The following is a 21,406-nucleotide window of genomic DNA, read 5'->3' as shown; positions in this document are numbered from 1 at the left end:
TCTCCCGACTTATAATGGCTTCTTCTTCGCCTGATAGACGGCAAGCGATCCGATGGAATTGCCGCCATCGGCCGCCAGAGTCGAGCCGGTGATATAGGCTGCGGCATCGGATGCGAGAAAGAGGACAGCATTGGCCGCATCTGTCGGCTGCGAGGGACGGCCGAGCGGAATATTGCCGAGCACGCTGTCGATATGCTCCTGTGTCAGGTGGCTAACTTCACTGCCGGGCGCAAAGCCGGGCTCGACGATATTGACCCGGATGCCAAACTCGGCAAGCTCGATGGCAAGGCCCTTGTTCAAGCGATCAAGCGCCGTCTTGGACACGCAATACGGCACAACACTGCGCCGCATCTTGCGTGCCGCGCCGGAGGAGATGTTGATGATCGAGCCCTTGACGCCCTGATCGATCATCTGGCGCGCGACACCCTGCGACAGAAGGAACGGCGCGCGCAGATTGATGCCGAAGATCTTGTCCCAGTCGTCGGCATCGATATCGAGGAGGAAACCGGATGGATAAATGCCGGCATTGTTGACGAGAACGTTCGCTGCGCCCCAGCTCTCAGCGACATAGGCCAGCAATGCCTTGATATCGGCATCCGATGTCAGATCCGCTGCAAATTTCAGATGCCCGTTGCCTGCGAGACTTTCGGTAGCGGCGCTGAGACGTGCCGGATCTTTGTCCGTCAGAAGGACGTGTGCACCAGCATTTGCAAAAGCCTGTGCGATCCAGCCGCCAAAGATCCCCGCAGCGCCGGTGACGACAACGCGCTTTCCTTTGAAATCCTCTGAAAAATCAACCATGTGACTCAACTGCTCCGTGGGTCGAGGCGATCACGCAGGTGATCGCCGATGAAATTGACGGAAAGAACGAGAAGAAAGAGCGCCGCACCAGGCATGACGGAAAGCCACCAGGCTGTTGCCACATAATTGCGCCCGGTCGAAAGCATCGCCCCCCAACTGGCTGTCGGCGGCTGCACGCCGAGACCAAGGAAGGAAAGACCAGCCTCGAACAACACCATCAGCCCAAATTCGAGCGTTGCGACGACGATCAGCCCACCGGCGATGTTTGGCAGGACATGCCGCCAAAGGACTCGAAACCAGCCCGCTCCCATGAACCGCGACAGACGCAGATAGGGCATATTGACGACCGTCAACGTCTGGCCGTAGGCAACGCGCGCATAGCGCGGCCAGCGGGTCAACGCCAGGATCAGCACGACATTCAAAAGACCGGGACCGAGCACCGCCACCGTGATGATCGCCAAGAGGATGGCGGGCACGGAGAGAACAATATCGACCAGTCGCATGATGAGCGTCTCGGTCCAGCCACGATAAAATGCAGCGAGCATGCCAATGACGGAGCCGAAAATTCCCGACAGCAACACGGAGGCGACGGCGACGAACAGCGAGACCTGCGCGCCGTAGATCAGACGGCTGAGCGTATCGCGTCCCAGTTCATCGGAACCGATCAGATAGAGCGCGTTACGCGCCACCGTACCCGGCGGCTTCAACCGGCCGAGGAGATTTTGCGTATTCGGATCGTGTGGCGCAATCAACGGCGCAAAGATTGCCGTCAGCACGATCAGGGTCAGGACGACGACCGAGATCACGACGCCCATAGGTGTGCGGCGAATAAGTCTCACCGATCCGGCGGCCGAAACGCTCATGCCTGCCTCCCCGAAAGACGAATGCGTGGATCGATGACGCTGTAGAGAACATCGGCGAGAAGATTGAGCAGAATGGCGGCGGCGGCGCCGATCAGCACGATACCCTGCACGATCGGGAAATCCCGCGCGCTGATTGCCTGTATCGTCAACTGGCCAAGGCCCGGCCAGGCAAACACGGTCTCGATGATGATGGCGCCGGTCAGCAGATTGGCGATTTCAAGCGCCGATATCGTCACCAGCGGCACCGCCGCATTGCGCAACAGATGGCGTATGACGATGCGTGCCGTTGACAGGCCCTTGGCATGGCCGGTGCGGACATAGTCCTTCTCCAACTCATCCAGAACGGCCGTGCGGGCGACACGGGCGAAGGTCGCCATCGACAGGAATCCCAGGGCGAAAGCAGGCATCAGCAGGCTTGTCATGCCGCTTGCACCCGATGTCGGCAGCCACCGCAGCACCACACCAAACAGCATGATCAGCAGAATGGACGTCCAGAAGGTCGGCATCGACTGGCCGATCAGCACGAAGCTCATCAGCCAGCGCGATTCCCAGGAATGGCGGCGGACGGCGATGAGAACGCCGATCGGCACGCCAAGACCAAGTGCGACCACCAAGGCGCCCGATGCCAGCGACAAGGTATAGGGAACACGGCTGCCGATAATATCCAGCACCGGCAGATGCTGAACATAGGACTGGCCGAGATCGAAGCGCAACAAGCCTGCCAGGAAACGGAGATATTGAAGATAAAGCGGCTGATCGAACCCGAGGGCGGCCCGCATGATGTCGATATCGGCCCTGCTCGCATCCGGCGGCACGAGCAGCAGTACGGGATCGCCGGTCAGTCGCTGCAGAAAGAAGACGAGCGTCACCACGCCGAACAAAGCGACGAGGGCCTGCAACAGACGCTTGGCGATGAATGCAGGCACGTCTTGCTCCCGTTATTGGAGACCGCAGGAAAACTGAAGGGGGAGTTAGCTCATCCGCTTCGGATTGGTTTGATTTTTGGATGAAGCCGCTGTGGAAAAATCGACGGCTGGCGTCTTTGACTTCTTGGGAGCGACCTCGATGGCTGCAACGTCAGCTTCCAGAAATCGCGCCTGAGTGAATTGCGCAAAAGTCTCGCAGACCTCGATCAGATATTCGCGCGCCTCCTGCACGCGGCCCGAGCGCTTGGCATCGATAAAGACGCTCCAATCGGTCAGCGGCAGTTTTCGACCATCACTCGCCTCGAGGAAACCGACATAACGCTCTGATTTATCCCAGAGATTTTCGAGCCAACTGGCAATCAACGGTGCTCTCAGATGCGTCACCAGCGAATGCTTCAATTGACGCTCGTAGCGCCGCGCCGGAACGATCTGCTCGTCCAGGCCGGCGGTGTGTGCGGCAGCAAAAGCCGCATGCATGTCACACAGCGTCTCCAGACGCCTGAATTCCTCAGCCGGAAGCTCGACATCAGCCAGCAGCGGTTCAAGCTGGCGACGGCCAAGGATCACCTCCCGCAGGCCAATGGCGGTAATCGGAGTAACCTTCCAGCCGCTGCGTGGTTGAGATGTGACGAAACCGGAATGCGCCAGCCTGGCAAGAGCTGCACGCACAATGCCACGCCCCACGCCATAGTCCTTGCAAATCCCGACCTCGGACAGCCGCTCACCGGGCGCAAGCGCGCCGGATATGATGGCGTGCTTCAGCCTATCCTCGGCAATCGAGACGGCATCCGGCATGCCGGTCGGCAGGAATGGACTTTGAGTATCGAACATGAGAGCAAAACTAACATCTCAGTTTGAGATATTGAAGTGTCAGTTTTGCGCGAACGAGCGATATTGCGGACTATTTTGCTGAGCCTGGGATTGGTTCGGGAAAAAATTGGCAATGAAAATTAGCCGCGCCATCCTCCAATCGGAACATAGCGCGGCCATAGCCGGAAAAAAGCCGGTTCAGCCTTCGAGTGCGGCGGCACTTCTGCTCAGCATGCAAAGGAAGTCGACATCGTCGCCAATCAGGCCGTCAATCAGCCTGTCCTTGACGCAACGCCGGATCATGGGAAGCGGGTCCCGGCCGCGCTGCCAGAACTTCACAATCCGTTCCGGCAGTGGCAGGCTCAAGCGCACCGCAATCCCGGCTTCCTGCAAAGCTTCCGCGTCGGCGCGATGAAAGTAATTCAGTTCCAGCGAGACACCATCGATACCACCTGAACGCATGGAGTTGATCAGATCCACCGGACGATGATGCAGGATCGCCTCCGTCTGCAGGCGTGGCTCGATTTCCTTCACGCGACGCAGATCGATATGATCGAAAGAGGAGATGGCGACATGTTCGAACGCATCCATGTCCCGCAGCGTGCCGATCATGACATCCGTGAGCCGATCGGCGCGGTCGCGCTCCTTCATCTCGATGGCAAGGCGCGTGTCGGTCTGCTTGGCCCAGGCGATCGCTTCGGCAAGCGTCGGCGCGCGGGTGCCGGCAAAGCGAGGATCAAATTTCGCACCGGCGTCCAGCGCCAGAATATCGTCGAGGTCACGATCGCCGACAAAGCCCCAGCCGTCCGTGGTGCGCTCCAGCGTGCGGTCGTGCATGACGACGATCTTGTCGTCGCGGGTCAGCATCAGATCAATCTCGCTCTCGTTGGCGCCGGCATCCACACCCTTCTGAAAGGCGAGAATGGTGTTTTCCGGAAAGTGCCGGCTGAAACCGCGATGGGCGGCAATGCGAAGCGATCCGTGGCGAGCGGCGTGAAGAGACAAAGGCAAGGGAATTCTCCTTGGATATGAAGCGGTTATTGCTGAAAGCTCAGTGCAGCGTCGGATCGAGAGCGTCGCGCAGATAGTCGCCGATCAAGCTGATCGACAGCGACAGCAGGAAGATTACGAGCCCCGGCAGCATCGAGATCCACCATTCGGTCATCATGTAATCGCGTCCGGCTCCCACCATGCTGCCGAGGCTAACGAGTGGCGGCTGGATGCCAAGGCCAAGGAAGCTCAGCACCGATTCCTGCAGCAGGATTTCCGGCAGCACCACTGTCAGGTTGACCAGCACGACCGAGAGGATGTTCGGCAGCACATGCATGAATGCAATGCGCGCGGTGCTCGCGCCATTGCGCTTCAGCGCCGCGACATAGCCGCGCTCAAGCTCCAAACCGGCCATGGTGCGGACGAGCCGGGCATAGCGCTCCCAACCGTAGAGGCCAAGCAGCCCCATGAAGAGCCAGAGGTTGTCGCCGAAGAAGGCAAGCACGGCGAGCGCGATGATCAGGAAGGGCATCGACGCCTGGAAATCCACGGCCACGCGGATCAGCATGTCGGCAAATCCACGACGAAAGGCGGCGAGCAGGCCGAGCATCGTGCCGAGCGTGACGCTGATCGCCGATGCGCCAAGCGCGATCAGCAGGCTCGTGCGAAGTCCGTAGAAGACACGGCTCAGAATATCGCGGCCGAGCTCATCCGTGCCGAGAACATGCTGAAACGTGCCGCCGAAGAAGAGCGGTGGCGCCTTGCGGGCATGAAGATCGATCTGCGCGAAGCCATAGGGCGCGAGCAGATTGGCAAAGACGGCAGCCAGGATGAAGGTAACGAGGACGAGCACGCAGATTGCGGTCATCAGATCCAGCCTGGCGCTACGCGGCGATCTCCCGGCCTTGGCCTTGGTCAGATCGTCCACGCCGGTTGCGGCATTCGCCATGGTGATACCTTTCGAAAATACGGCTCAGGCCGCTGCCCGATGCCGCAGGCGCGGATCGGCGAGGATATAGAGAAAGTCGATGAGCAGGTTGGCGCTCACCATGGTGGCGGTGACGAGAATGACGATGGTCTGGACAACGTTGAGATCGCGCTGCGCGACCGAGGAGACGAGAAAGCGGCCAACACCTGGCCAGGCATAGACGGTCTCGACCACCGCCGCGCCGCCGATCATGCCGCCGATCAGGAAGCCGAGCATGGTCAAAAGCGGCAAAGCCGCATTGGGCATGACGTGCTGCCACAGCACGGCGCGCTCGCCGATCCGCTTGGCGCGGGCCGCCAGGATATAGCGTTGCCCCAACACTTCCAGCGTACTGGAACGCACGAAACGGGCGATGATGCCGGCATTGTAGAGGCCGATGACCAGAACCGGCATGACCAGATGCGCCGCCGTCGATCCGCCGCCGCTCGGCAGCAGCCGAAGCGATACGGCAAAAAGCTGGATCAGCAGGATGGCGATAAGGAAATTCGGGAGGGAATGCATCAGCACCGCCAGAGCCATGACGAAGCGGTCGATGAGGCTGCCACGGTTTTGCGCGGCGAGAATACCAAGGGGCACGCCAGCACCGAAGGCCACCACCAGGGCAGCTCCCATCAGTTCCAGTGTGGCGGGAACCTTGGAGAAGACCAGCGTCAGCGCATTCTGCCCATTCACCAGCGACGTGCCGAAATCGCCGCGCAGAAGATGGCCGAGATAGGAGAAATACTGGATGTAAAGCGGCTGATCGAGGCCCCATTGCTGACGCATCAGCGCCACGACTTCCGGCGGCGTCTCGATCGGCAACAGCGAATGCAGGGGATCGCCGCTGACGCGCAGGATGATGAAGGTAAAGGTTATCGCGAGGAAAAGCGTGACGACGGCCCTAAGAAGGGCGCGGATGACGGCCTGGAACATCGCGGGTCTCCCTAGAGCGTTTCGAGAACGGTATTTGTCTGGCGCAGCCTCTGCCGGCGCCCGTGCGGGACGGCAGCCAGAAGTTTCGCGGTGTAGGGATGCGCGGGGTTCGAGAAAACCTCTTCGGTGCGGCCGGTCTCGACGATCTCACCCGCTTCCATGATCGCCACACGATGCGACACATGGCGAACCACCCGCACGTCATGGCTGATGAACAGCAACGAGAGACCGCGAGCACGCTGGAGTTCGAGCAAAAGATTGAGAACCTGGGCTTGCACCGACACGTCGAGGGCCGAGACCGGCTCGTCGCAGAGGAGGATTTGCGGCTCGACGATCAGGGCGCGGGCAATGGCAACGCGCTGGCGTTGGCCGCCGGAAAGCTGGTGTGGGAATTTCTGCAATGCCGAGGCTGGGAGGCTGACGGCCTTGAACGTCTCGGCTGCGCGGTCGTGCCGGTCGGCGGGCTCGCCGATTTTATGAATTGCCAGCGTTTCCAGCATCTGATGCCCAACGGTGCGGCGCGGATCGAGCGCGCCAAGCGTATCCTGAGAGATCACTTGCAGGCGCTTTGCCAGCCCTCTCCTGTTCGGTTTCATCAGGTTGGTGAAAGATTGGCCGAACAGCTCGATATTTCCCGAGGTCGGCAACCGGTCGCCGCAAAGAAGCGAGGCGAGCGTCGACTTGCCGCAGCCGGATTCCCCGACCAGCCCCAGCGTCTCGCCGGGCTTCAATTCCAGGCTCACATCCTTGATCGCGTGGAATCCCTGGGTTCGTCGCGGCAACAGGGAGAAACCGGACGAGTAGGAGAATTGCAGATTACGGGCTGCGAGAGCGAGAGCCGCCCCATCCCCATTCAACTGCGACCTTGTCTCAGACATCGTGGGCACTCCATGGATTGAAGCAGGCAAGCGATGCCGCGCCCGCGATCAGTGGCGGAACTGCGGTCGCGCAATGCGCCTCGACGCGCGGGCAGCGCGGGGCGAAGGCGCAAGCGGACGGCATGGCGTCATGCAGTTTCAGTTCGCCGGGAATATCCGCCAACTTTTCCAGCGGCGTGCCGCGTCCGGGCATCGCCTCCAGCAGCAGCCGCGTATAGGGATGGCGCGGATTGTCGTAGATGTTGTCGGTGGTGTTGAGTTCGACCAGCGATCCTGCATACATCACCGCGATGCGGTCGCAGACCTCGGAGACGAGATCGAGATCGTGGCTGATGAAGATCATCGGGATGCCGCGCTCGCGTACCGCCTTCACCAACAGCGCCACCACCTGCGCTTGAACGGTAACGTCGAGCGCCGTCGTCGGCTCATCAGCGATGATCAGCCGTGGCTGCATGGCAAGCGCCGTTGCGATCATCACGCGTTGGCACATGCCGCCGGAAAACTGCGCCGGATAGGCGTTGTAACGCGTCTCCGGCTGTGGAATGGCCACTTCCGCCAGAAGCCGCAGCGCTTCGGCCTTCGCCTCGCTTGCCGACATGCCGGCGCTCATCGCCGCCTCGGCAATCTGCGAGCCGATCGTCCGCACCGGATCGAGACAGGAGACCGGCTCCTGAAAGATCAACCCAATGGACGGCAGCTTCGATCGTACCATCGCCCCGAGTTCGGCCGCATCATACATGGCGTCCTCGAAGGAGACGAACCCGGTGGCGCTTGCCGTCGGCCCCAACAGACCGGCAAGGGCGAGACAGGTCACGCTCTTGCCGGAGCCGCTTTCCCCGACGATGCCGAGGATTTCACCCTCGGCAAGGTCAAAGGAGACATTGTTGACCGGATGGGACCGGCCGGTCTTGGTCCGAAACGTCACGCTCAGATTGTCGACCGAAAGAACTGGAGTCGCCATTCCGAACGGCTCAGCTCTTCTGCGTTTCGAGGGTGAGGCTGCCGGGACCGAGATCCATCTGGAAGGCCGGCAATGGCTGCCACTTTACGCCGTTGCGAATGCCGAAGAAGACGGCGTTCTGATGCAGAACCGTTTCAGCCGGATCTTCCCATTCCGCCAGGTGCAGCATGTCGCGGAATATCTTGGCGCGGTCGGCAGGGTCGACCGCCGTTTCCATCTTGGCGCCAAGGGCGTCGAAATCGGCATTCTGCCAGATCTTGAACGAGTTCAGGTTACCGGCTGCTCCGAACTGGGTATAGAAGGAAATGAAGGGATCCGGGATCTGCGCTGTGCTCGACCAGTTGCCTGTTGCGCGGTTGGACGTGCCTTCGAACAGCTTGCCGCCTTCGACGAACTTCATCTTGGCATTGACGCCCACGGCCTGCCACATGGCGACCACGGCCTGCGTGACGGGATTTTCCGCCGCGTAGTAGTTGTTCTGCGAACGGACCTCGATTTCCCCGCCGTTATAGCCGGCATCCTTCAGAAGCTGCATGGCCTGGTCCGGGTCGTATTTATAGGCCGGATAATCTTTGAGATAGACGGGGCCATAGAGCTCGAACTGCAAGCCGTTCGGAACCCGCGTGCGGCCGTTCCAGATCGTATCGACGATGGCCTGGCGGTCGATAGCGAGGATCAGGGCCTGGCGGACGCGCGGGTCCTTCAATGCCGGATTGGTCTTGTCGAAGAAGAGAATGCGGTGGTTCGGAACCGGGCCGCCGACGATCGCGTGGCCGGGGCTGTCGGAGACGGAGGAGAGCTGATCGGGCGGTAGGTCGGTGACGATGTCATAGTCACCGGCAAGAAGACCGGCGATGCGCGAGGAGACTTCCGGCACGATGCGCAAGGTCACGCGCTTGGCGGCGGGCTTGCCGCGAAGCGCCTGGTCGTGGGACACAAGGACCACGCTTTCGTTGGCGGTATAGCTCTCAACCTTGTAGGGACCTGCGCCGACCGGCTTCTGGCGCCAAGTCGTCCAGTTGCCGCCGTTCTTCTGCCAGGCGTCCTTGCTGATGACGGAGGCGGCATAGCATGCGAGGCGCTGCAGGAAGATCGGGTCCTGAAACTTGGTGACGAAGCGCACCGTCAACGGATCGACCACCTCGACATGATCGAGGCTGGTGAAGCTGGTGCGATAGGTGGGATAGCCCGGCGCATCCTTGTTGAGCAGTCGCTCGGGACCGAAGGAGAAGGCCACGTCTTCAGCGGTCATTTCGCGACCATCGTGGAAGATCACGCCGGGACGCAGCTTCATTTCCAGAACGGTCGGCGAGATCCAGGTCCAGGACGTGCCGAGATTGGGCTTTACCGAGAAGTCCCCCCGCATATCGAGAGCAAGAACCGTTTCGTGGATCGAGTAGTTGTTGCGGAAAGCGACGTTGCTGGCAGCATCGACAGTCTCCTGCGAGACCGGGTTCAGCTGAACGGCGATGCGAAGCTCGGGCCTGCTGTCGCCAGCATCGTCCGCAAAGGCGGGCAGCGCCGGCATCAGGGTCGAAAGGCTGGCGGCCGCCCCCATCAGCAAGGTCGTACGGCGGGTAATGACCGTATTCAGGCCATTGAAGGTGTTCTCGGACATCGACGGGCTCTCCGGTTCTGGCTTGCACAAACGTTTGCGCAAAAGAAAAAGGACCACCTGCCGTGAAAAACTACTCTTTCAAACTAGGCAGGAGGAATTTGCCGCAAACTAGGGATGTCCGATGACGCACGTATGACAAGTTCCGGCGGAACAAGCCGCATGGGCCGCGTGGCAGCGCGAGCCTCCGGAGAAAGGCCCACCAGCTCAACGAGCAGATCGAGCGAGGCTTCGCACAGGCGGTCGGTCGGCTGCGCCACCGTCGTCAGCGGCGGCGACCAGTAGGCCGTGTCGGGGACATTGTCATAGCCGACGACGGATACATCATCAGGAATTGTCAGCCCTATATCCCGCAATGCCGCCACGACCTCGATCGCGAGCCCGTCGCTTCCGCAAATCAAAGCGGTTGGCCCTGTCAAAGGCGACGCCAATAGCTGACGAAACGTCTGCCGAGCCGCCTCATCTCTTTCAAAGGAAATGACACCGCCCTGGATCGCTCCGGCGCTTTCGCTGACCATTTCCCCGAAAATCGATCGGCGATCACGAAGAGCGCTCCGGCTTTCACGATAGACAAACGAGATACGGCGATGTCCGAGCCCTACCAGATGATCGAACAGCAAACGCATGCCGAGCCATTCATCGGTCAGCACCGCCGGTTTCGAGCCGGTAAGACCGCCGCAGAGCGTCACATGCGCCTTGCCCATGCGATCGAGATGGTCGCACAGGGCTTCATGGCCGGGCAGATCAGTGACCATGACCACGCCATCGAAAAAATCATCCTGAAACAGATGCAACTGTCCGGCGACCTCGCCGGCATCGGCTTTTGCCTGCGCGACCAACAGCTCCATCCCTCGCCTCTGCGCGGCCGCCTGCAGGCAGCCGGTCAGATGCGGCTGGTAGTGACCCGAAAGACTGCCGACGATGGCGCCGAAGACGCCGGTGCGGTGGGTTCTGAGCGAGGTGGCCAGCCGGTTGACGACATAGCCGACCTCGCGCGCCGTCGCCCTGACCCGCTCCTGTGTCTCCAGGCTGATACGGGCATCCGTGCGGTCGTTCAGGACGCGCGACACCGTCGCAGCCGAAACCCCCACCAGCCGCGCCACGTCCATGATTCCTATTCTCGCCGGAGTCTTCACATCCCCCCCAAAAGGCTCATCCGCTGCGCGGCGACAATGGCGAAACACCACCGGCAGGGCAAGCCGCCTGCTCTGATATCAAGCTGCACATGCATTCACCTGACGCGCTTATGCCGTTCCGGAACATCAGTTTCACCGGATTTCTGCCGCGCGACTACGCTTCTTTGCGTTGCCAAGCAGGAGAACCCCGGTCTAGCTAGGGCGGATCAATTTAGCGCGCAATAAGCATTTGTTATTACAGGAGCGACCAGTCCATGTCCGTCATACGCGAAACTTTGACCCTATCTCACTCCGGCGCGGTGCAGGCGCTTGCGGCCGCGATTGCACATGCCGAGAAAATCGGCGTTCCGCAATGCATCTTCATCGTCGACGCAAGCGGCGAGACCATCACCAGCATCCGGATGGACGGCGCGAAGTATCTGAGCATGCATACGGCGCGCGCCAAGGCCCGGACGGCTGCATCGAGCAACGCGCCGACCGGCACCATGTCCTTCGAATTCGGCACGGCCGCCGGCATCGCTTCGCAGGGCGGCGTTACGCATCTGCCCGGCGGCTTGCCCATCCGCTTCGGTAGCCGGTTTGCCGGCGCCATTGGTGTGGGGTCCGGCACCGGGGATCAGGATTTCGAAGTCGCTCGCGCCGCCCTTGCCGCTATCGGAGCGGATGCGGTTTAAAACGCGCCTCTTCACCGGAGCCTGCGTTGGGCGTCCAGCGCAGGCGCTACCGTATCCATAGCGGCGACGGCTTCTACTGCTCTCTCACCAGTTTCAACACAAGCTGCTGGAGATTGCCGCCGTCGCTGAACTCGACCTTGTCGAAGTCGCTGTTTCGCTGCCGCTCGCTTTTGGAAATCTCACCAAGCCGCTTCGTCAGCTCTACCCGGATCGTGCTGCATTTCGGGTCATTGGGCACGGAGAAACCGACGCTCATCGCTTCGATTTCCTTGACCATGTCCTTGATGAACCCACCATGCACACGCTCATGCGCTTCGACGCCGGCAATGAAGTGCTGCCAGCTCCTGCGGGTCGCACCAATCAACTGCGCGGAGGGTTTCGGCAATGTGTAGGTGATGATCAGCTTCGGTATGTTGACAGTGATCATGCAAGCGCCGTCCGGCTGAGGCTCGTATTTCCGCGTCCAGGTCAGCTTGAAATCGGTATGGGCAATTGCCCTCGTCTTACCGCCGAGGAATGGGCCACGTTCGCCGATCGATTCGTAGAGTTCCGCGCCGGATTTACCCGCGATGGCATAGGTCTGCACCTTTTCAACCGCTTGCCATTCCGCCTGTGCGACCATTGGAAACGAAGAAAAGCTGATCGTCAGTACACAAAGTCGAACGCTTGTCCTCACGAAAATCCCCACCGAGCCAATACCTTACGACGGTGAACTTAACCGTCATGAGCTTCGCGTTCAATGATCGACCGCACTCAAGAGGTAGTCGAGGAGCTCAGGAATTCCTCCGCGTCCTCCCGGCTCATATCGAAAACCGTCTTGCCGATCCCGAAACTGAATCCGTTGCGAGCGAAGGCCGACAATTCCTTCGCCTTCCGCTTCTCATCGAGATCGCCGCGACGGAATGGCCCGAAGCCGCGCTTTCGCGCAAAGATGACCGCTGCGCGCGCATCGTCCGCTCCATCCAGCGCCGCAATGACCGTTTCGCTGTCTATCCCCTTCGAGGAAAGCTTGAAGGCAATGGCCTTCTTCGATTTGCCGGAGCGCACGGCCGAGCGCGTGCTGATCTCGGCATAGGTGACATCGTTGAGCGCATTCTGGTCGTAGGCAAACTTGACCGCATAATCCGCGACGGCCTTGATCTGCTCGTCGCTGATGTCTTCGAACTTCTGCTTCGCCTTTTTGGTGATCGCGTCGAACAATTGCTTTTCGGTCATCATCTTGCGTTCAAGACGATAGATCGTCGAGTTGCGTGCCCAGGACAGCATTCGGGGTGTTGGTATCGGAGTTTCGTCCATGGCTGAGAGATATTCGCGGATCGATGAGGCGAAGATTCGGAGTCCGCGATTGTTACGTCACGCTCTCCACTTGCGCAATGCGCCGCTATTCCGCGAAGAAATCCGCATTCTCGGCGGCGATGCGCTCGATAGCGGCAAAGGCGGTGCGCAGATGCGCCTGCATCACCTTGGTGGCGCCTTCGGGATCGCCCGCGACCACGCGATTGACCAGATCCTCATGCTGGCGAAAGATCATCTCCAGCCAATCGATACGCTCGAGTGAAAGATAGCGAAGACGGTCGAGCGAAACCTTTGCCGAGGCGATCATACCCCAGACATGGGGATGTCCGGCGATTTCCATCAGTGCGCGGTGCATCGCCTCGTCCGACAGAAAAAAGCCGATATGGTCGCCCTTGCCGATCAGCCGGCGCTGATCTTCCAGAAACCGATGCAGCCGGGATTCCTTGTCTGTAACGGACGATGTGGCGGCCTCGGCAACGGCGCTGCATTCCAGCATTTCGCGCACAAACTGCGCATCACGAACCGCACTGATCTCAATGGGCGCGACATAGGTGCCCACTTGCGGCACAACCACCAGAAAGCCTGCATCGGCAAGCCTTTGAAACACTTGCCGAACGGGCGTCCGGCTCAACCCTACCTCGTCGGCAATCTTCGTTTCCGAAATCGCCGCGCCCGGTCTGAGCTCACCGGTCAGAATCCGCATATAGAGAACGTCGTAGAGGTCCTTAATGCTCATGCGGGGGCGGATTGGGGATACGGTCATCGGTTCAATGCGCCTCTGCTGTGATGGTGCTGAGGAAGCGCCGCGCCCGTTCGCTGCCTGGATTGGCGATCAGCGCGCGAGGCTCCCGGTCTTCCACGATCTTGCCTTCGTCCATGAAGATCATTCGCGTGCCGACATCGGCGGCGAAGCGAATTTCATGCGTGACGACTAGCATTGTGCGCCCCTCGCGAGCAAGATCACGCATGACGCCAAGCACTTCGCCCACGGTTTCCGGATCGAGTGCCGAGGTCGGCTCATCGAAGAGCAGGATGTGCGGCTCGGCGCAAAGCGCCCGCGCGATCGCCACGCGCTGCTGCTCACCGCCCGACATCTGCGCCGGGTAGGCATTCATCCGGTGGGACAGACGCACCCGCTCAAACAGCGCTTTTGCCCGGGCCTCGACCGTCTTTCGATCCTGCTTGTGCACGACGACCGAGGCGAGCACGACATTCTCCAGAGCCGTCAGGTGCGGATAGAGATTGAAGTGCTGGAAGATCATGCCGATGCGGCGACGAACAGCCGTTATCGCCCCGCGCTCATGCGCGAGCACCGGCTTGCCTTCGAAGCGGAGCTCCCCGCCCTGGATATCTTCAAGCCCGTTGACGCAACGCAGCAGCGTCGATTTTCCCGTGCCGGAAGGGCCGATGAAGCAGACGATTTCGCCCGTCTGCACCTGCATCGAAATACCGTCGAGAATGGTGCGCTTTCCGAACCGCTTCACCACGCCGTCAAATTCCAGGACTGCCTGTGTCATTGTCCGCCTCCCGCGAGCAAGGGCTTCGTTCCGACGTTGTAGCGCCGCTCAAGCACGCCTCCCGCCAACGAAATTCCATAGTTGATGAGGAAATAAAGGACGCCGAGCATCAATAGTGGCGCGAAGCCTCCGCCGGTACTTTCGCGCACCAGAAGACCCGTTTTGGTCAATTCGACATAGCCGATGATCGAGGCAAGTGAGGATTCCTTCAGCGTCGTGACATAGACGCCGACCGAAGGCGGCAACACGACCCGTAGCGCCTGCGGCCCGACAACGTGCCGCATCGTCTGGCCAAAGGTCATGCCGGACGATTGCGCCGCTTCCCATTGACCGCGCCCGACGCTTTCGATCCCGGCGCGCATGACCTCCGACATCGTGGCCGTTGCATGAAGCGCCAATGCAAGGGTCGCTGCGGTGAAGGTCGAGATATCCAGACCGAACATCACCGGCAACCCGAAATAGGCGAAGAACAGCACGATCAGGATCGGGATGGACCGGAAGAATTCAACGAAGATCAGCGCGAGTATTCTCAACGACAGCCAGCGGGATGTTCGCGCCAGCGCCACGAGGCCACCGGCGACGGCACCAATCATCAGCGCCAGCCACGACAGCCAGATCGTCAGTGCAGCCGCCTTCAGGAACAATGGCAGATAGGAAAACAGATCGTGGTTCATCGGTGCGCACCATTATCCCTGAAAAGCATCCAGCCGATCGCAAGGCGAATGAGGTTTACCGTCTGGCAGAGAACCAGATAGACAGCCGCCGCCACCAAGAAGGTCTCGAAGAAGCGGAAGGAGGTGGAACCGACCGTCTGCATCCACGAGGCCACATCCTCGACGGCAACCGCCGAAGCGAGCGACGACGCAAGGATGACCGCGATCACCTGATTGCCAAGCGGTGCGTAGATGACCCGAAAGACCTGCGGCAGGATGATATGCCGGTAGGTCTGCACAGGGTTGAACCCTTGCGCCCGTGCCGCTTCGAACTGACCGTGGGCGATGGCAACGAGCCCGGCGCGGATGATCTCGGCCATATAGCCGGCGCTGTTCAGCGTCAGTCCGATCAGGGCAGCCGCGAAGGAGGAGAAGCGCAACCCCATGGCGGGAAGCGCGAAATAGACGATGTAGAGAATGACGAGAAGCGGCGTATTCCGCATGACCTCGATATAGGCGACCGCCACAAAGCGCGTTAGCCGGCTCTGGCTCCGGCGCATGATCGCCAGTCCGCAGCCAATGATGACGCTGAGAATGATCGCCAGAATCGACAGGTATAGCGTCGTGTAGGCGGCATCCCAGAGCAGCGGCAGATATTCGCGAATGCTGCGAAACTGGAGCGTATAATGCATGGTCCTCTCCGCCTGATCTCGTCGCCGGGTGGTGGAGCGGCCGAAGCCGCCCCAGCGGGATCAGTATTGCGCCTGTAGCGACGGCTGATCGAAGCCGAACCACTTGTTAAACAGCGCCTTGTTGTCGCCGGAAGCGTTGAACTGGTCGACGAACAGGTTGACGACCCGCAGCCAATCAGCGTCGCCCGCCGGGACGCCGATGGCGATCTCGGCGCGCGCAAGTGATCCATCGACCTGGCGAAGCTTACCCTGGTTGTCGCTGATGGCCTTGCGATTGTAGAAATCGTCTTCCGCCATGGCATCGACCTGCCCGGACAAAAGAGCGCTGAGTTCATCGGCCTGCGTATTAAAGCGGACGATCTGGGCGTTGGGCAGATGGGCCGGCACAGCGCGCTCCGCCGTACCGCCGCGCGAAATGGCGACGCGGATCTTGGCGGCATTGGCCTCTTCGATCGTCTTGTAGGGCGCGCTTTCCGGTACCAGCAGCCGCATGTTGGTCACGACATAGGGGTTGGAAAAGGCAACCGATGTCGAGCGCTCGACGTTGCGGGTGAAATCGGCGATCGTCACGTCGACCTTGCCGGTCTGTAGCGAGGTCACACGGCTCGGAATGTCGGTGACGACGAATTCCGGCTCGACCTTCAGGGCCGCCGCCAGCTTTTTCGCGATGTCGATGTCATAGCCAACCGGCACGCCATCGGCGCCGACCGTCGCATAGGGCGGCAGGCTGCCGAGCACGGCAATGCGAAGCTTGCCGTTGGACAGAACCGACTGAAGAACGCCGCCGGATTCGGCGGAAGCCGGCATGGAGACGGATGCGGCGATGGCAAGACCGCCGATTAGACCGAGAAATGCGCGTTTCAAGAACATGGATATACCCTCCCAAGGTAACAAGAATGAATGCTTCCGCCACACGAATACGGTGACGGTCATGCGTCGAAGGCGAGTTGGACTTTGAGTGTCTTCTCTGGGTGCCGTTCGATAAGGTCAAAGGCAGCCGCGGCATCGGCGGCGGCAAAGGTCTGCGTGATCATGGCAGCCGGCTTGAGGGCGCCGCTTTCCAACCAGCCGACCACTTCCGGAATGAAGCGGCGATTGAGGCGGGAGCCGACGAGGCTGAGTTCCTTGCGGACGATTTCTTGCTGGCTGACGTTGCAAGGGGCAGACGAAAACCCGAGCAGCCCGATCCTGCCGGCTGGCGCCGCCACACGGCAGGCCTCCTCCAGCAGCGCGGGGATGCCGGCGCCATCGATAACCACCGAGGGACCGAGCCCATCCAGTTCGCCGGCGACCATGTTCGCAACGGACGTCTCCAGCGAATTGAATGCGACGTCGGCGCCGAATTCGCGGGCACGCTCGAGACGCTGATTATCAATGTCGGCGACGATGCAGCGCGCGCCCTTCATCCTGGCGACCTGCAGCACGGTCAAACCGACGGTGCCCGCGCCATAAATCAAGACCACATCCTCCGGGCCGCAGCCGGTGCGCGACAACACGTTGGCAGCAACCGCCAGCGGCTCGGCAAGGGCGGCAATATCCAATCCGAGAGCAGGCGAAACCTTTACCGCATTCTCCTCCGGCATCACGGCGACCGACCGGAAGCCACCGTCGCGATGCACGCCGATCACCTGCAGATTGGCACAGACATTCGAGCGGCCGATGCGGCAGGGATGACATTTTCCGCAGGAGATGACCGGATCGGCAACCACGCGGTCGCCGATCGCCAGACGCGAAACGCCAGCGCCGATCGCCTCCACTATGCCGGCAAACTCATGACCGATGATGCGGGGATAGACGACGAAAGGGTTCGAACCGTGCAGGATATGCATGTCGGACCCACAGATACCGGCCCTGACAACCCGGATCGACACTTCGCCCGGCGCCAATTCGACAGACGAATTATCATCCTCCAGCGCCAGCCGATGAGGCGCGCGCACTGCTATCGCAACCATGTATCCTCCCTGCCCCAACCAACGGCGCCGCCTCCAAAAGAGGCGACCAAAGTGAAGCTTGCATACTTGTATCCAAGAATACAGGAAGGTGCAAGATCAATTTTACGCGGAACGATCGACCGGCAGGTTCGTCGTCATTGAAAGGACTTCAGCAAGGAGTTGACCTGATTTCTCCAGGCCCTGCTTGCTTGAAGCTCACCGGGGAAAAGTCCCGCTATGGCGAAGAAGGAGGCCGTTTCGTCCGCGGACGCTGCGTCTGCCGTAGCTTTCTGCAGCTCCCTGGCGCGCGGATCGTCGACGGTCTCGGCCTGCTTGAGATACGCGATCCAAACCGCTGTCGCGAAAGCGAATTCTGCGGCATCGTCGCCTGAAGAAAGAGCATCGACAGCAGGCTGGAAGAGGCGCTGCGGCAATTTTTGGGAACCATCCATGGCGATCTGCTGCGTGCGGTGCGCGATAGCCGGATTGGCGAAACGCTCCACCAGCTGATCCATATAATAAGCGAGATCGATGCCCGGCACAGGATCGAGGGTTCGAACCGCCGCCTGCATGTGCCGCCGGACAAGCGCGACATTCTCCGGCACGGCCATGACGTCGCGGACGAATTCAAGCTTCTGCAACTGCCCGAGATAGGCGATCAGCGAGTGCGAACCGTTCAGCAGCCGCAGCTTCATCTTCTCATAGGGCTCTACATTCTCAACGAAGAGCGCGCCGCCCGCTTCCCACGCGGGGCGATGGCCTACGAAATCATCCTCGATCACCCACTGCGAGAAGGTTTCGGCCTCGATCGACAGCCTGTCTTCCACGCCCACCAGCTTTTCGGCTCTAGCGCGCGTTTCCGCTGTCGCAGCCGGGACGATGCGGTCCACCATGCTGCACGGGAAGGACACGGTCTCCGATATCCATTCCGCCAGGTCAGCGTCCCTCGCCGCTGCCATCTCGGTCACAAGACGCCGGACGATGCGGCCATTGCTCGGCAGGTTATCGCAGCACAGCACGGTGAAGGGTGGCAGACCAGCAGCTTTCCGGCGAGCAAGCCCTTCCGTCAGGTAACCGATGACACCTGTCGGGCGGGTCGGCGATTTCAGATCGTTGGCGATTGCAGGATGGGCATGGTCGAGTCCACCATTCACGGGGTCGATGCCATAGGCTTTCTCGCTGACGGTCAGGGTGACGATATGGATCGCCGGATCGGCAAGCCGTGCGAGAACCGCTTCTCCATTTTCGTTGGCCGCAAGTGCCTCGACGATCGAGCCGACCACCCGGGCGCCATCGCCGGAGCGATCGCGCGCAACGACACTATAAAGGCAATCCTGTGCCCGCATATCCTGGGCAATCTCCGTCGAGCGCAGGCTGACACCGACAATGCCCCAGTTTCCAAATGTATGCGCCAGCGCGGTATCGGTGTAGACTGCCTGGTGCGCGCGGTGGAAAGCGCCGAGACCAATGTGAACGATCCCCCGATTCAGCGCCTGCCTATCGTAGGCGGGAGATTCAATCAGATCATGCAGTTGTGTCCGGGCGCTCAAGCGTTCCATCAGCGGGTCAATCCATATTCGGGATGAGACAAGGCCCGCTCGATGCCGCGCAACTCCGCAAGCCCCTTCAACCGGCCGATTGCAGGGTAACCCGGCTGCGCGCCGCGTGCCACGTCGTCCAGAATTTCCTGTCCGTGGTCGGGCCGCATGAAGATCGTATGATCTGCGCGTCCCTCGGCCCTGCGCCGTCGCTCCTCGGAAACGATCGCGGCAATCACCGCGACCATATCGGCATTTCCCTCGAGATGTTCGTCCTCGAAGAAGGAACCGGGCTGCGATGTCGTCTCGCGGCGAACATTGCGCAGATGGACGAAGTGAATGCGCGAAGCCAGTCGCGAGATCATTGCCGGGAGATCATTGTCCCCGCGCGCACCGAGCGACCCCGTACAGAAGGTGACGCCGTTGGCGGAGCTGTCGACCGCCTTCAATATGTGGGTGTAGTCCGCCTCGGTCGAAAGGATGCGCGGCAGGCCGAGAAGCGGCCACGGCGGATCGTCTCCATGGGCGCAAAGCCGCATGCCCAGCTTTTCGGCAACCGGCACCACCTCGGACAGGAAATCGACCAGATGGCCACGAAGGCGCTCGGCATCGATCGCGCCGTAACGCGCAAGCTCGGTGCGCAGCTCCGCCAGCGTGTAGGCTTCCGCCTGTCCTGGAAGGCCTGCGCCGATGCTGCGGGAAAGAACAGGACGCCGTTCCTCCGGCATCTCGGCAAAGCGCCGCGCGGCTGCCTCGACCAATTCCGGAGAATAATCGGCTGCCGCATCCGGCCGCTGCAGGAGATGCAGATCGAAGGCAATGAAATCGACGAGATCGAAGCGCATGGCCCTGGCGCCGCTCGGCGTCGCCCAGTGCAGATCCGTACGGGTCCAGTCGAGCACGGGCATGAAATTGTAGCAGACGGTCGAGATCCCGGCTTCAGCCAGGCGGTGCAGCGTCTCTACCCAGGCCGTTACATGCGCTTTCCAGTCGCCGGACATGGTCTTGATGCTTTCGGAGATTGGAATGCTTTCGACCAGCTCCCACTCCAGTCCACCTTGGCGGACCTCTTCCTGCCGCTTGCGGATTTCCTCCAGCGGCCAGGCGACACCGGTCGGGATATGATGGAGAGAGCTGACGATACCGTCCGCACCGGCCTGAACCGCGTCCTTGACGCTGACCTTGTCGATCGGCCCAAACCATCTCCACGTATGTCTCATCCCGACTTCCTTTGAAAACCAACGCCACCAGATCCGGCGATATTCGCTCTCGATTCAAATACACTACCATGGTAATATGTCAATTCAGCAGGGTCTGAGCATATCCGTGCACATGTGATAGAAGCGCTCTGCCCGTACCGGAGAACAGTCTTGGCCCAGACCGAAAAACAATCGACAACCCTGCTTGCGATCGATCCGAAGCTGCCGATGGCGCCGCAGATCTACGGCAGCATTCGCCAGTCGATCCTCGATCTCCGCCTTACGCCCAAGCAGGCCTTGAGCGAGAAGGAGCTGGCCCTCATGCTCGGCGTCAGCCGCACGCCGGTTCGCGAAGCGCTGATCAAGCTCTCCGAGGATGGTCTGGTCGATATCTTCCCCCAGCGCGGCACATTCGTCGCGCCGATCCGTGTTGCGGAAGTTCTGGAAGCGCAGTTCATTCGCGAGGCGCTGGAGGTTTCCGTCGTCGCGCGCGTCGCCGAAATATCCGACCCCACGGTCATTTACCGCCTGCAAGAGAGCCTGGCGCGACAGAAGCGTGCGATCGGCAATGGCGATCCCGACGGCTTCCTGGCGGAGGACGAGAATTTCCATTTCATCCTGTCGGCATCCGTCAATCTGACGCGGGCGTGGAAAGTCATCCAGAACGTCAAAGGTCAGCTCGACCGTGTTCGTGTTCTGAGCCTGCCGGAGCCCGGCCATCTGGCCGAACTCTACGAGCAGCATCTGGCGATAGTTACGGCAATTGAATCCGGCAACTCGGCGGCAGCGAAGAAGCATATGACCAAGCATCTTCAGCAGGTCTTCCGCACCATTGATAAGCTGTTGGCACGGAGGCCCGAGATCTTCTTTGATTGATCGATGGCGCGACAAAACGACACCGTCCGAGCGCGAAATCCGCTTGGTCGAGGGCACATGATTGGCTATGGTTGCCGTACGGCCCTCACGCGGAGGCGTTGAGCGCCGTACATCATTCGACGGCGGAGGCCGTCTCAAGCACGACATCGC

General features: G+C 60.7%; 23 protein-coding genes. 2 read left to right on the top strand and 21 right to left on the bottom strand.

All coding sequences use genetic code 11. The features are described from left to right. Positions 1-9: 9 nt before the first annotated feature. The 11 genes from AC1RO0_RS09670 to AC1RO0_RS09620 form a co-directional block, all read right to left on the bottom strand. A complete protein-coding gene (locus tag AC1RO0_RS09670; protein WP_498592677.1) occupies positions 10-801 on the bottom strand; it encodes an SDR family NAD(P)-dependent oxidoreductase in 792 nt (263 codons plus the stop codon). Between the two features lie 5 nt (positions 802-806). Next, on the bottom strand, positions 807-1,664 hold the full coding sequence (locus AC1RO0_RS09665; RefSeq protein ID WP_498592676.1) for an ABC transporter permease: 858 nt from the start codon (positions 1,662-1,664) through the stop codon (positions 807-809). Then, on the bottom strand, positions 1,661-2,590 hold the full coding sequence (locus AC1RO0_RS09660; RefSeq protein WP_498592675.1) for an ABC transporter permease: 930 nt from the start codon (positions 2,588-2,590) through the stop codon (positions 1,661-1,663). Before AC1RO0_RS09660 ends, AC1RO0_RS09665 begins: the two co-directional genes overlap by 4 nt. 45 nt (positions 2,591-2,635) lie before the next feature. Next, the gene (locus tag AC1RO0_RS09655) at positions 2,636-3,421 is read right to left on the bottom strand and encodes a GntR family transcriptional regulator (RefSeq protein ID WP_498592674.1); all 786 of its coding nucleotides are present in this window, start codon (positions 3,419-3,421) and stop codon (positions 2,636-2,638) included. A 177-nt stretch (positions 3,422-3,598) separates the two neighbouring features. Further along, positions 3,599-4,411 (bottom strand): glycerophosphodiester phosphodiesterase, encoded by an 813-nt coding sequence (locus AC1RO0_RS09650; RefSeq protein WP_498592673.1) that lies wholly within the window; start codon positions 4,409-4,411, stop codon positions 3,599-3,601. Between the two features lie 40 nt (positions 4,412-4,451). Then, positions 4,452-5,339, bottom strand: coding sequence for an ABC transporter permease (locus AC1RO0_RS09645; protein ID WP_498592672.1), 888 nt, complete (start codon positions 5,337-5,339; stop codon positions 4,452-4,454). Positions 5,340-5,363: 24 nt separating this feature from the next. Then, on the bottom strand, positions 5,364-6,290 hold the full coding sequence (locus AC1RO0_RS09640) for an ABC transporter permease (protein WP_498592671.1): 927 nt from the start codon (positions 6,288-6,290) through the stop codon (positions 5,364-5,366). An 11-nt stretch (positions 6,291-6,301) separates the two neighbouring features. Continuing rightward, on the bottom strand, positions 6,302-7,168 hold the full coding sequence (locus tag AC1RO0_RS09635) for an ATP-binding cassette domain-containing protein (protein WP_498592670.1): 867 nt from the start codon (positions 7,166-7,168) through the stop codon (positions 6,302-6,304). Then, on the bottom strand, positions 7,161-8,129 hold the full coding sequence (locus tag AC1RO0_RS09630) for an ABC transporter ATP-binding protein (protein ID WP_498592669.1): 969 nt from the start codon (positions 8,127-8,129) through the stop codon (positions 7,161-7,163). Before AC1RO0_RS09630 ends, AC1RO0_RS09635 begins: the two co-directional genes overlap by 8 nt. Before the next feature lie 10 nt (positions 8,130-8,139). Further along, positions 8,140-9,747: an ABC transporter substrate-binding protein gene (locus tag AC1RO0_RS09625; protein WP_498592668.1), complete on the bottom strand. Its 1,608-nt coding sequence runs from the start codon at positions 9,745-9,747 to the stop codon at positions 8,140-8,142. Between the two features lie 83 nt (positions 9,748-9,830). Beyond that, positions 9,831-10,853, bottom strand: a complete 1,023-nt coding sequence (locus tag AC1RO0_RS09620; protein WP_498592667.1) for a LacI family DNA-binding transcriptional regulator — start codon at positions 10,851-10,853, stop codon at positions 9,831-9,833. Positions 10,854-11,134: 281 nt separating this feature from the next. Here AC1RO0_RS09620 and AC1RO0_RS09615 point away from each other — a divergent pair, with 281 nt between their 5' ends. Then, the gene (locus AC1RO0_RS09615) at positions 11,135-11,554 is read left to right on the top strand and encodes a GlcG/HbpS family heme-binding protein (RefSeq protein ID WP_498592666.1); all 420 of its coding nucleotides are present in this window, start codon (positions 11,135-11,137) and stop codon (positions 11,552-11,554) included. Between the two features lie 73 nt (positions 11,555-11,627). Here AC1RO0_RS09615 and AC1RO0_RS09610 read toward each other — a convergent pair whose 3' ends face one another. From AC1RO0_RS09610 to uxuA, 10 genes are all read right to left on the bottom strand, one after another. Then, a complete protein-coding gene (locus tag AC1RO0_RS09610) occupies positions 11,628-12,176 on the bottom strand; it encodes a DUF922 domain-containing Zn-dependent protease (RefSeq protein WP_498593359.1) in 549 nt (182 codons plus the stop codon). Positions 12,177-12,307: 131 nt separating this feature from the next. Then, the gene (gene recX / locus AC1RO0_RS09605) at positions 12,308-12,850 is read right to left on the bottom strand and encodes a recombination regulator RecX (protein ID WP_183689474.1); all 543 of its coding nucleotides are present in this window, start codon (positions 12,848-12,850) and stop codon (positions 12,308-12,310) included. Positions 12,851-12,935: 85 nt separating this feature from the next. Further along, positions 12,936-13,613 carry a GntR family transcriptional regulator gene (locus AC1RO0_RS09600; protein WP_183689475.1) on the bottom strand — a complete coding sequence of 226 codons (678 nt, stop codon included), beginning with the start codon at positions 13,611-13,613 and terminating at the stop codon, positions 12,936-12,938. 4 nt (positions 13,614-13,617) lie between these two features. Further along, positions 13,618-14,367: an amino acid ABC transporter ATP-binding protein gene (locus tag AC1RO0_RS09595; protein WP_153367748.1), complete on the bottom strand. Its 750-nt coding sequence runs from the start codon at positions 14,365-14,367 to the stop codon at positions 13,618-13,620. Beyond that, complete coding sequence (locus tag AC1RO0_RS09590) at positions 14,364-15,041, bottom strand: amino acid ABC transporter permease (RefSeq protein ID WP_498592665.1); 678 nt, start codon at positions 15,039-15,041, stop codon at positions 14,364-14,366. The genes AC1RO0_RS09595 and AC1RO0_RS09590 overlap by 4 nt, the downstream gene beginning before the upstream one ends. Continuing rightward, entirely contained in the window at positions 15,038-15,712 is a 675-nt protein-coding gene (locus AC1RO0_RS09585; protein ID WP_498592664.1) for an amino acid ABC transporter permease, read from the bottom strand. Before AC1RO0_RS09585 ends, AC1RO0_RS09590 begins: the two co-directional genes overlap by 4 nt. 60 nt (positions 15,713-15,772) lie before the next feature. Further along, on the bottom strand, positions 15,773-16,582 hold the full coding sequence (locus AC1RO0_RS09580) for a transporter substrate-binding domain-containing protein (RefSeq protein WP_498592663.1): 810 nt from the start codon (positions 16,580-16,582) through the stop codon (positions 15,773-15,775). A 59-nt stretch (positions 16,583-16,641) separates the two neighbouring features. Next, positions 16,642-17,664 carry a Zn-dependent oxidoreductase gene (locus AC1RO0_RS09575; protein ID WP_498592662.1) on the bottom strand — a complete coding sequence of 341 codons (1,023 nt, stop codon included), beginning with the start codon at positions 17,662-17,664 and terminating at the stop codon, positions 16,642-16,644. Positions 17,665-17,798: 134 nt separating this feature from the next. Beyond that, positions 17,799-19,205 (bottom strand): mannitol dehydrogenase family protein, encoded by a 1,407-nt coding sequence (locus AC1RO0_RS09570; protein WP_498593358.1) that lies wholly within the window; start codon positions 19,203-19,205, stop codon positions 17,799-17,801. Continuing rightward, on the bottom strand, positions 19,202-20,401 hold the full coding sequence (gene uxuA / locus AC1RO0_RS09565) for a mannonate dehydratase (protein WP_498592661.1): 1,200 nt from the start codon (positions 20,399-20,401) through the stop codon (positions 19,202-19,204). Before uxuA ends, AC1RO0_RS09570 begins: the two co-directional genes overlap by 4 nt. Before the next feature lie 150 nt (positions 20,402-20,551). Here uxuA and AC1RO0_RS09560 point away from each other — a divergent pair, with 150 nt between their 5' ends. Continuing rightward, on the top strand, positions 20,552-21,256 hold the full coding sequence (locus AC1RO0_RS09560; RefSeq protein WP_498592660.1) for a GntR family transcriptional regulator: 705 nt from the start codon (positions 20,552-20,554) through the stop codon (positions 21,254-21,256). The last annotated feature ends 150 nt before the right edge of the window (positions 21,257-21,406 follow it).

Source organism: Rhizobium sp. GW821-FHT14E12 (assembly GCF_058803745.1).
This window is presented reverse-complemented; position numbering and strand designations above follow the sequence as displayed.

Bases quoted from the DNA above. Each gene is read 5' to 3' on its own strand.
- AC1RO0_RS09610 (WP_498593359.1), bottom strand. From the start codon at position 12,176: ATGGTCGCACAGGCGGAATGGCAAGCGGTTGAAAAGGTGCAGACCTAT.
- uxuA (WP_498592661.1), bottom strand. From the start codon at position 20,401: ATGAGACATACGTGGAGATGGTTTGGGCCGATCGACAAGGTCAGCGTC.
- AC1RO0_RS09635 (WP_498592670.1), bottom strand. From the start codon at position 7,168: ATGTCTGAGACAAGGTCGCAGTTGAATGGGGATGGGGCGGCTCTCGCT.
- AC1RO0_RS09620 (WP_498592667.1), bottom strand. From the start codon at position 10,853: ATGGACGTGGCGCGGCTGGTGGGGGTTTCGGCTGCGACGGTGTCGCGC.
- AC1RO0_RS09585 (WP_498592664.1), bottom strand. From the start codon at position 15,712: ATGCATTATACGCTCCAGTTTCGCAGCATTCGCGAATATCTGCCGCTG.
- AC1RO0_RS09580 (WP_498592663.1), bottom strand. From the start codon at position 16,582: ATGTTCTTGAAACGCGCATTTCTCGGTCTAATCGGCGGTCTTGCCATC.
- AC1RO0_RS09665 (WP_498592676.1), bottom strand. From the start codon at position 1,664: ATGAGCGTTTCGGCCGCCGGATCGGTGAGACTTATTCGCCGCACACCT.
- AC1RO0_RS09645 (WP_498592672.1), bottom strand. From the start codon at position 5,339: ATGGCGAATGCCGCAACCGGCGTGGACGATCTGACCAAGGCCAAGGCC.
- AC1RO0_RS09600 (WP_183689475.1), bottom strand. From the start codon at position 13,613: ATGACCGTATCCCCAATCCGCCCCCGCATGAGCATTAAGGACCTCTAC.
- AC1RO0_RS09575 (WP_498592662.1), bottom strand. From the start codon at position 17,664: ATGGTTGCGATAGCAGTGCGCGCGCCTCATCGGCTGGCGCTGGAGGAT.
- AC1RO0_RS09655 (WP_498592674.1), bottom strand. From the start codon at position 3,421: ATGTTCGATACTCAAAGTCCATTCCTGCCGACCGGCATGCCGGATGCC.
- AC1RO0_RS09590 (WP_498592665.1), bottom strand. From the start codon at position 15,041: ATGAACCACGATCTGTTTTCCTATCTGCCATTGTTCCTGAAGGCGGCT.
- recX (WP_183689474.1), bottom strand. From the start codon at position 12,850: ATGGACGAAACTCCGATACCAACACCCCGAATGCTGTCCTGGGCACGC.
- AC1RO0_RS09630 (WP_498592669.1), bottom strand. From the start codon at position 8,129: ATGGCGACTCCAGTTCTTTCGGTCGACAATCTGAGCGTGACGTTTCGG.
- AC1RO0_RS09640 (WP_498592671.1), bottom strand. From the start codon at position 6,290: ATGTTCCAGGCCGTCATCCGCGCCCTTCTTAGGGCCGTCGTCACGCTT.
- AC1RO0_RS09615 (WP_498592666.1), top strand. From the start codon at position 11,135: ATGTCCGTCATACGCGAAACTTTGACCCTATCTCACTCCGGCGCGGTG.
- AC1RO0_RS09625 (WP_498592668.1), bottom strand. From the start codon at position 9,747: ATGTCCGAGAACACCTTCAATGGCCTGAATACGGTCATTACCCGCCGT.
- AC1RO0_RS09670 (WP_498592677.1), bottom strand. From the start codon at position 801: ATGGTTGATTTTTCAGAGGATTTCAAAGGAAAGCGCGTTGTCGTCACC.
- AC1RO0_RS09595 (WP_153367748.1), bottom strand. From the start codon at position 14,367: ATGACACAGGCAGTCCTGGAATTTGACGGCGTGGTGAAGCGGTTCGGA.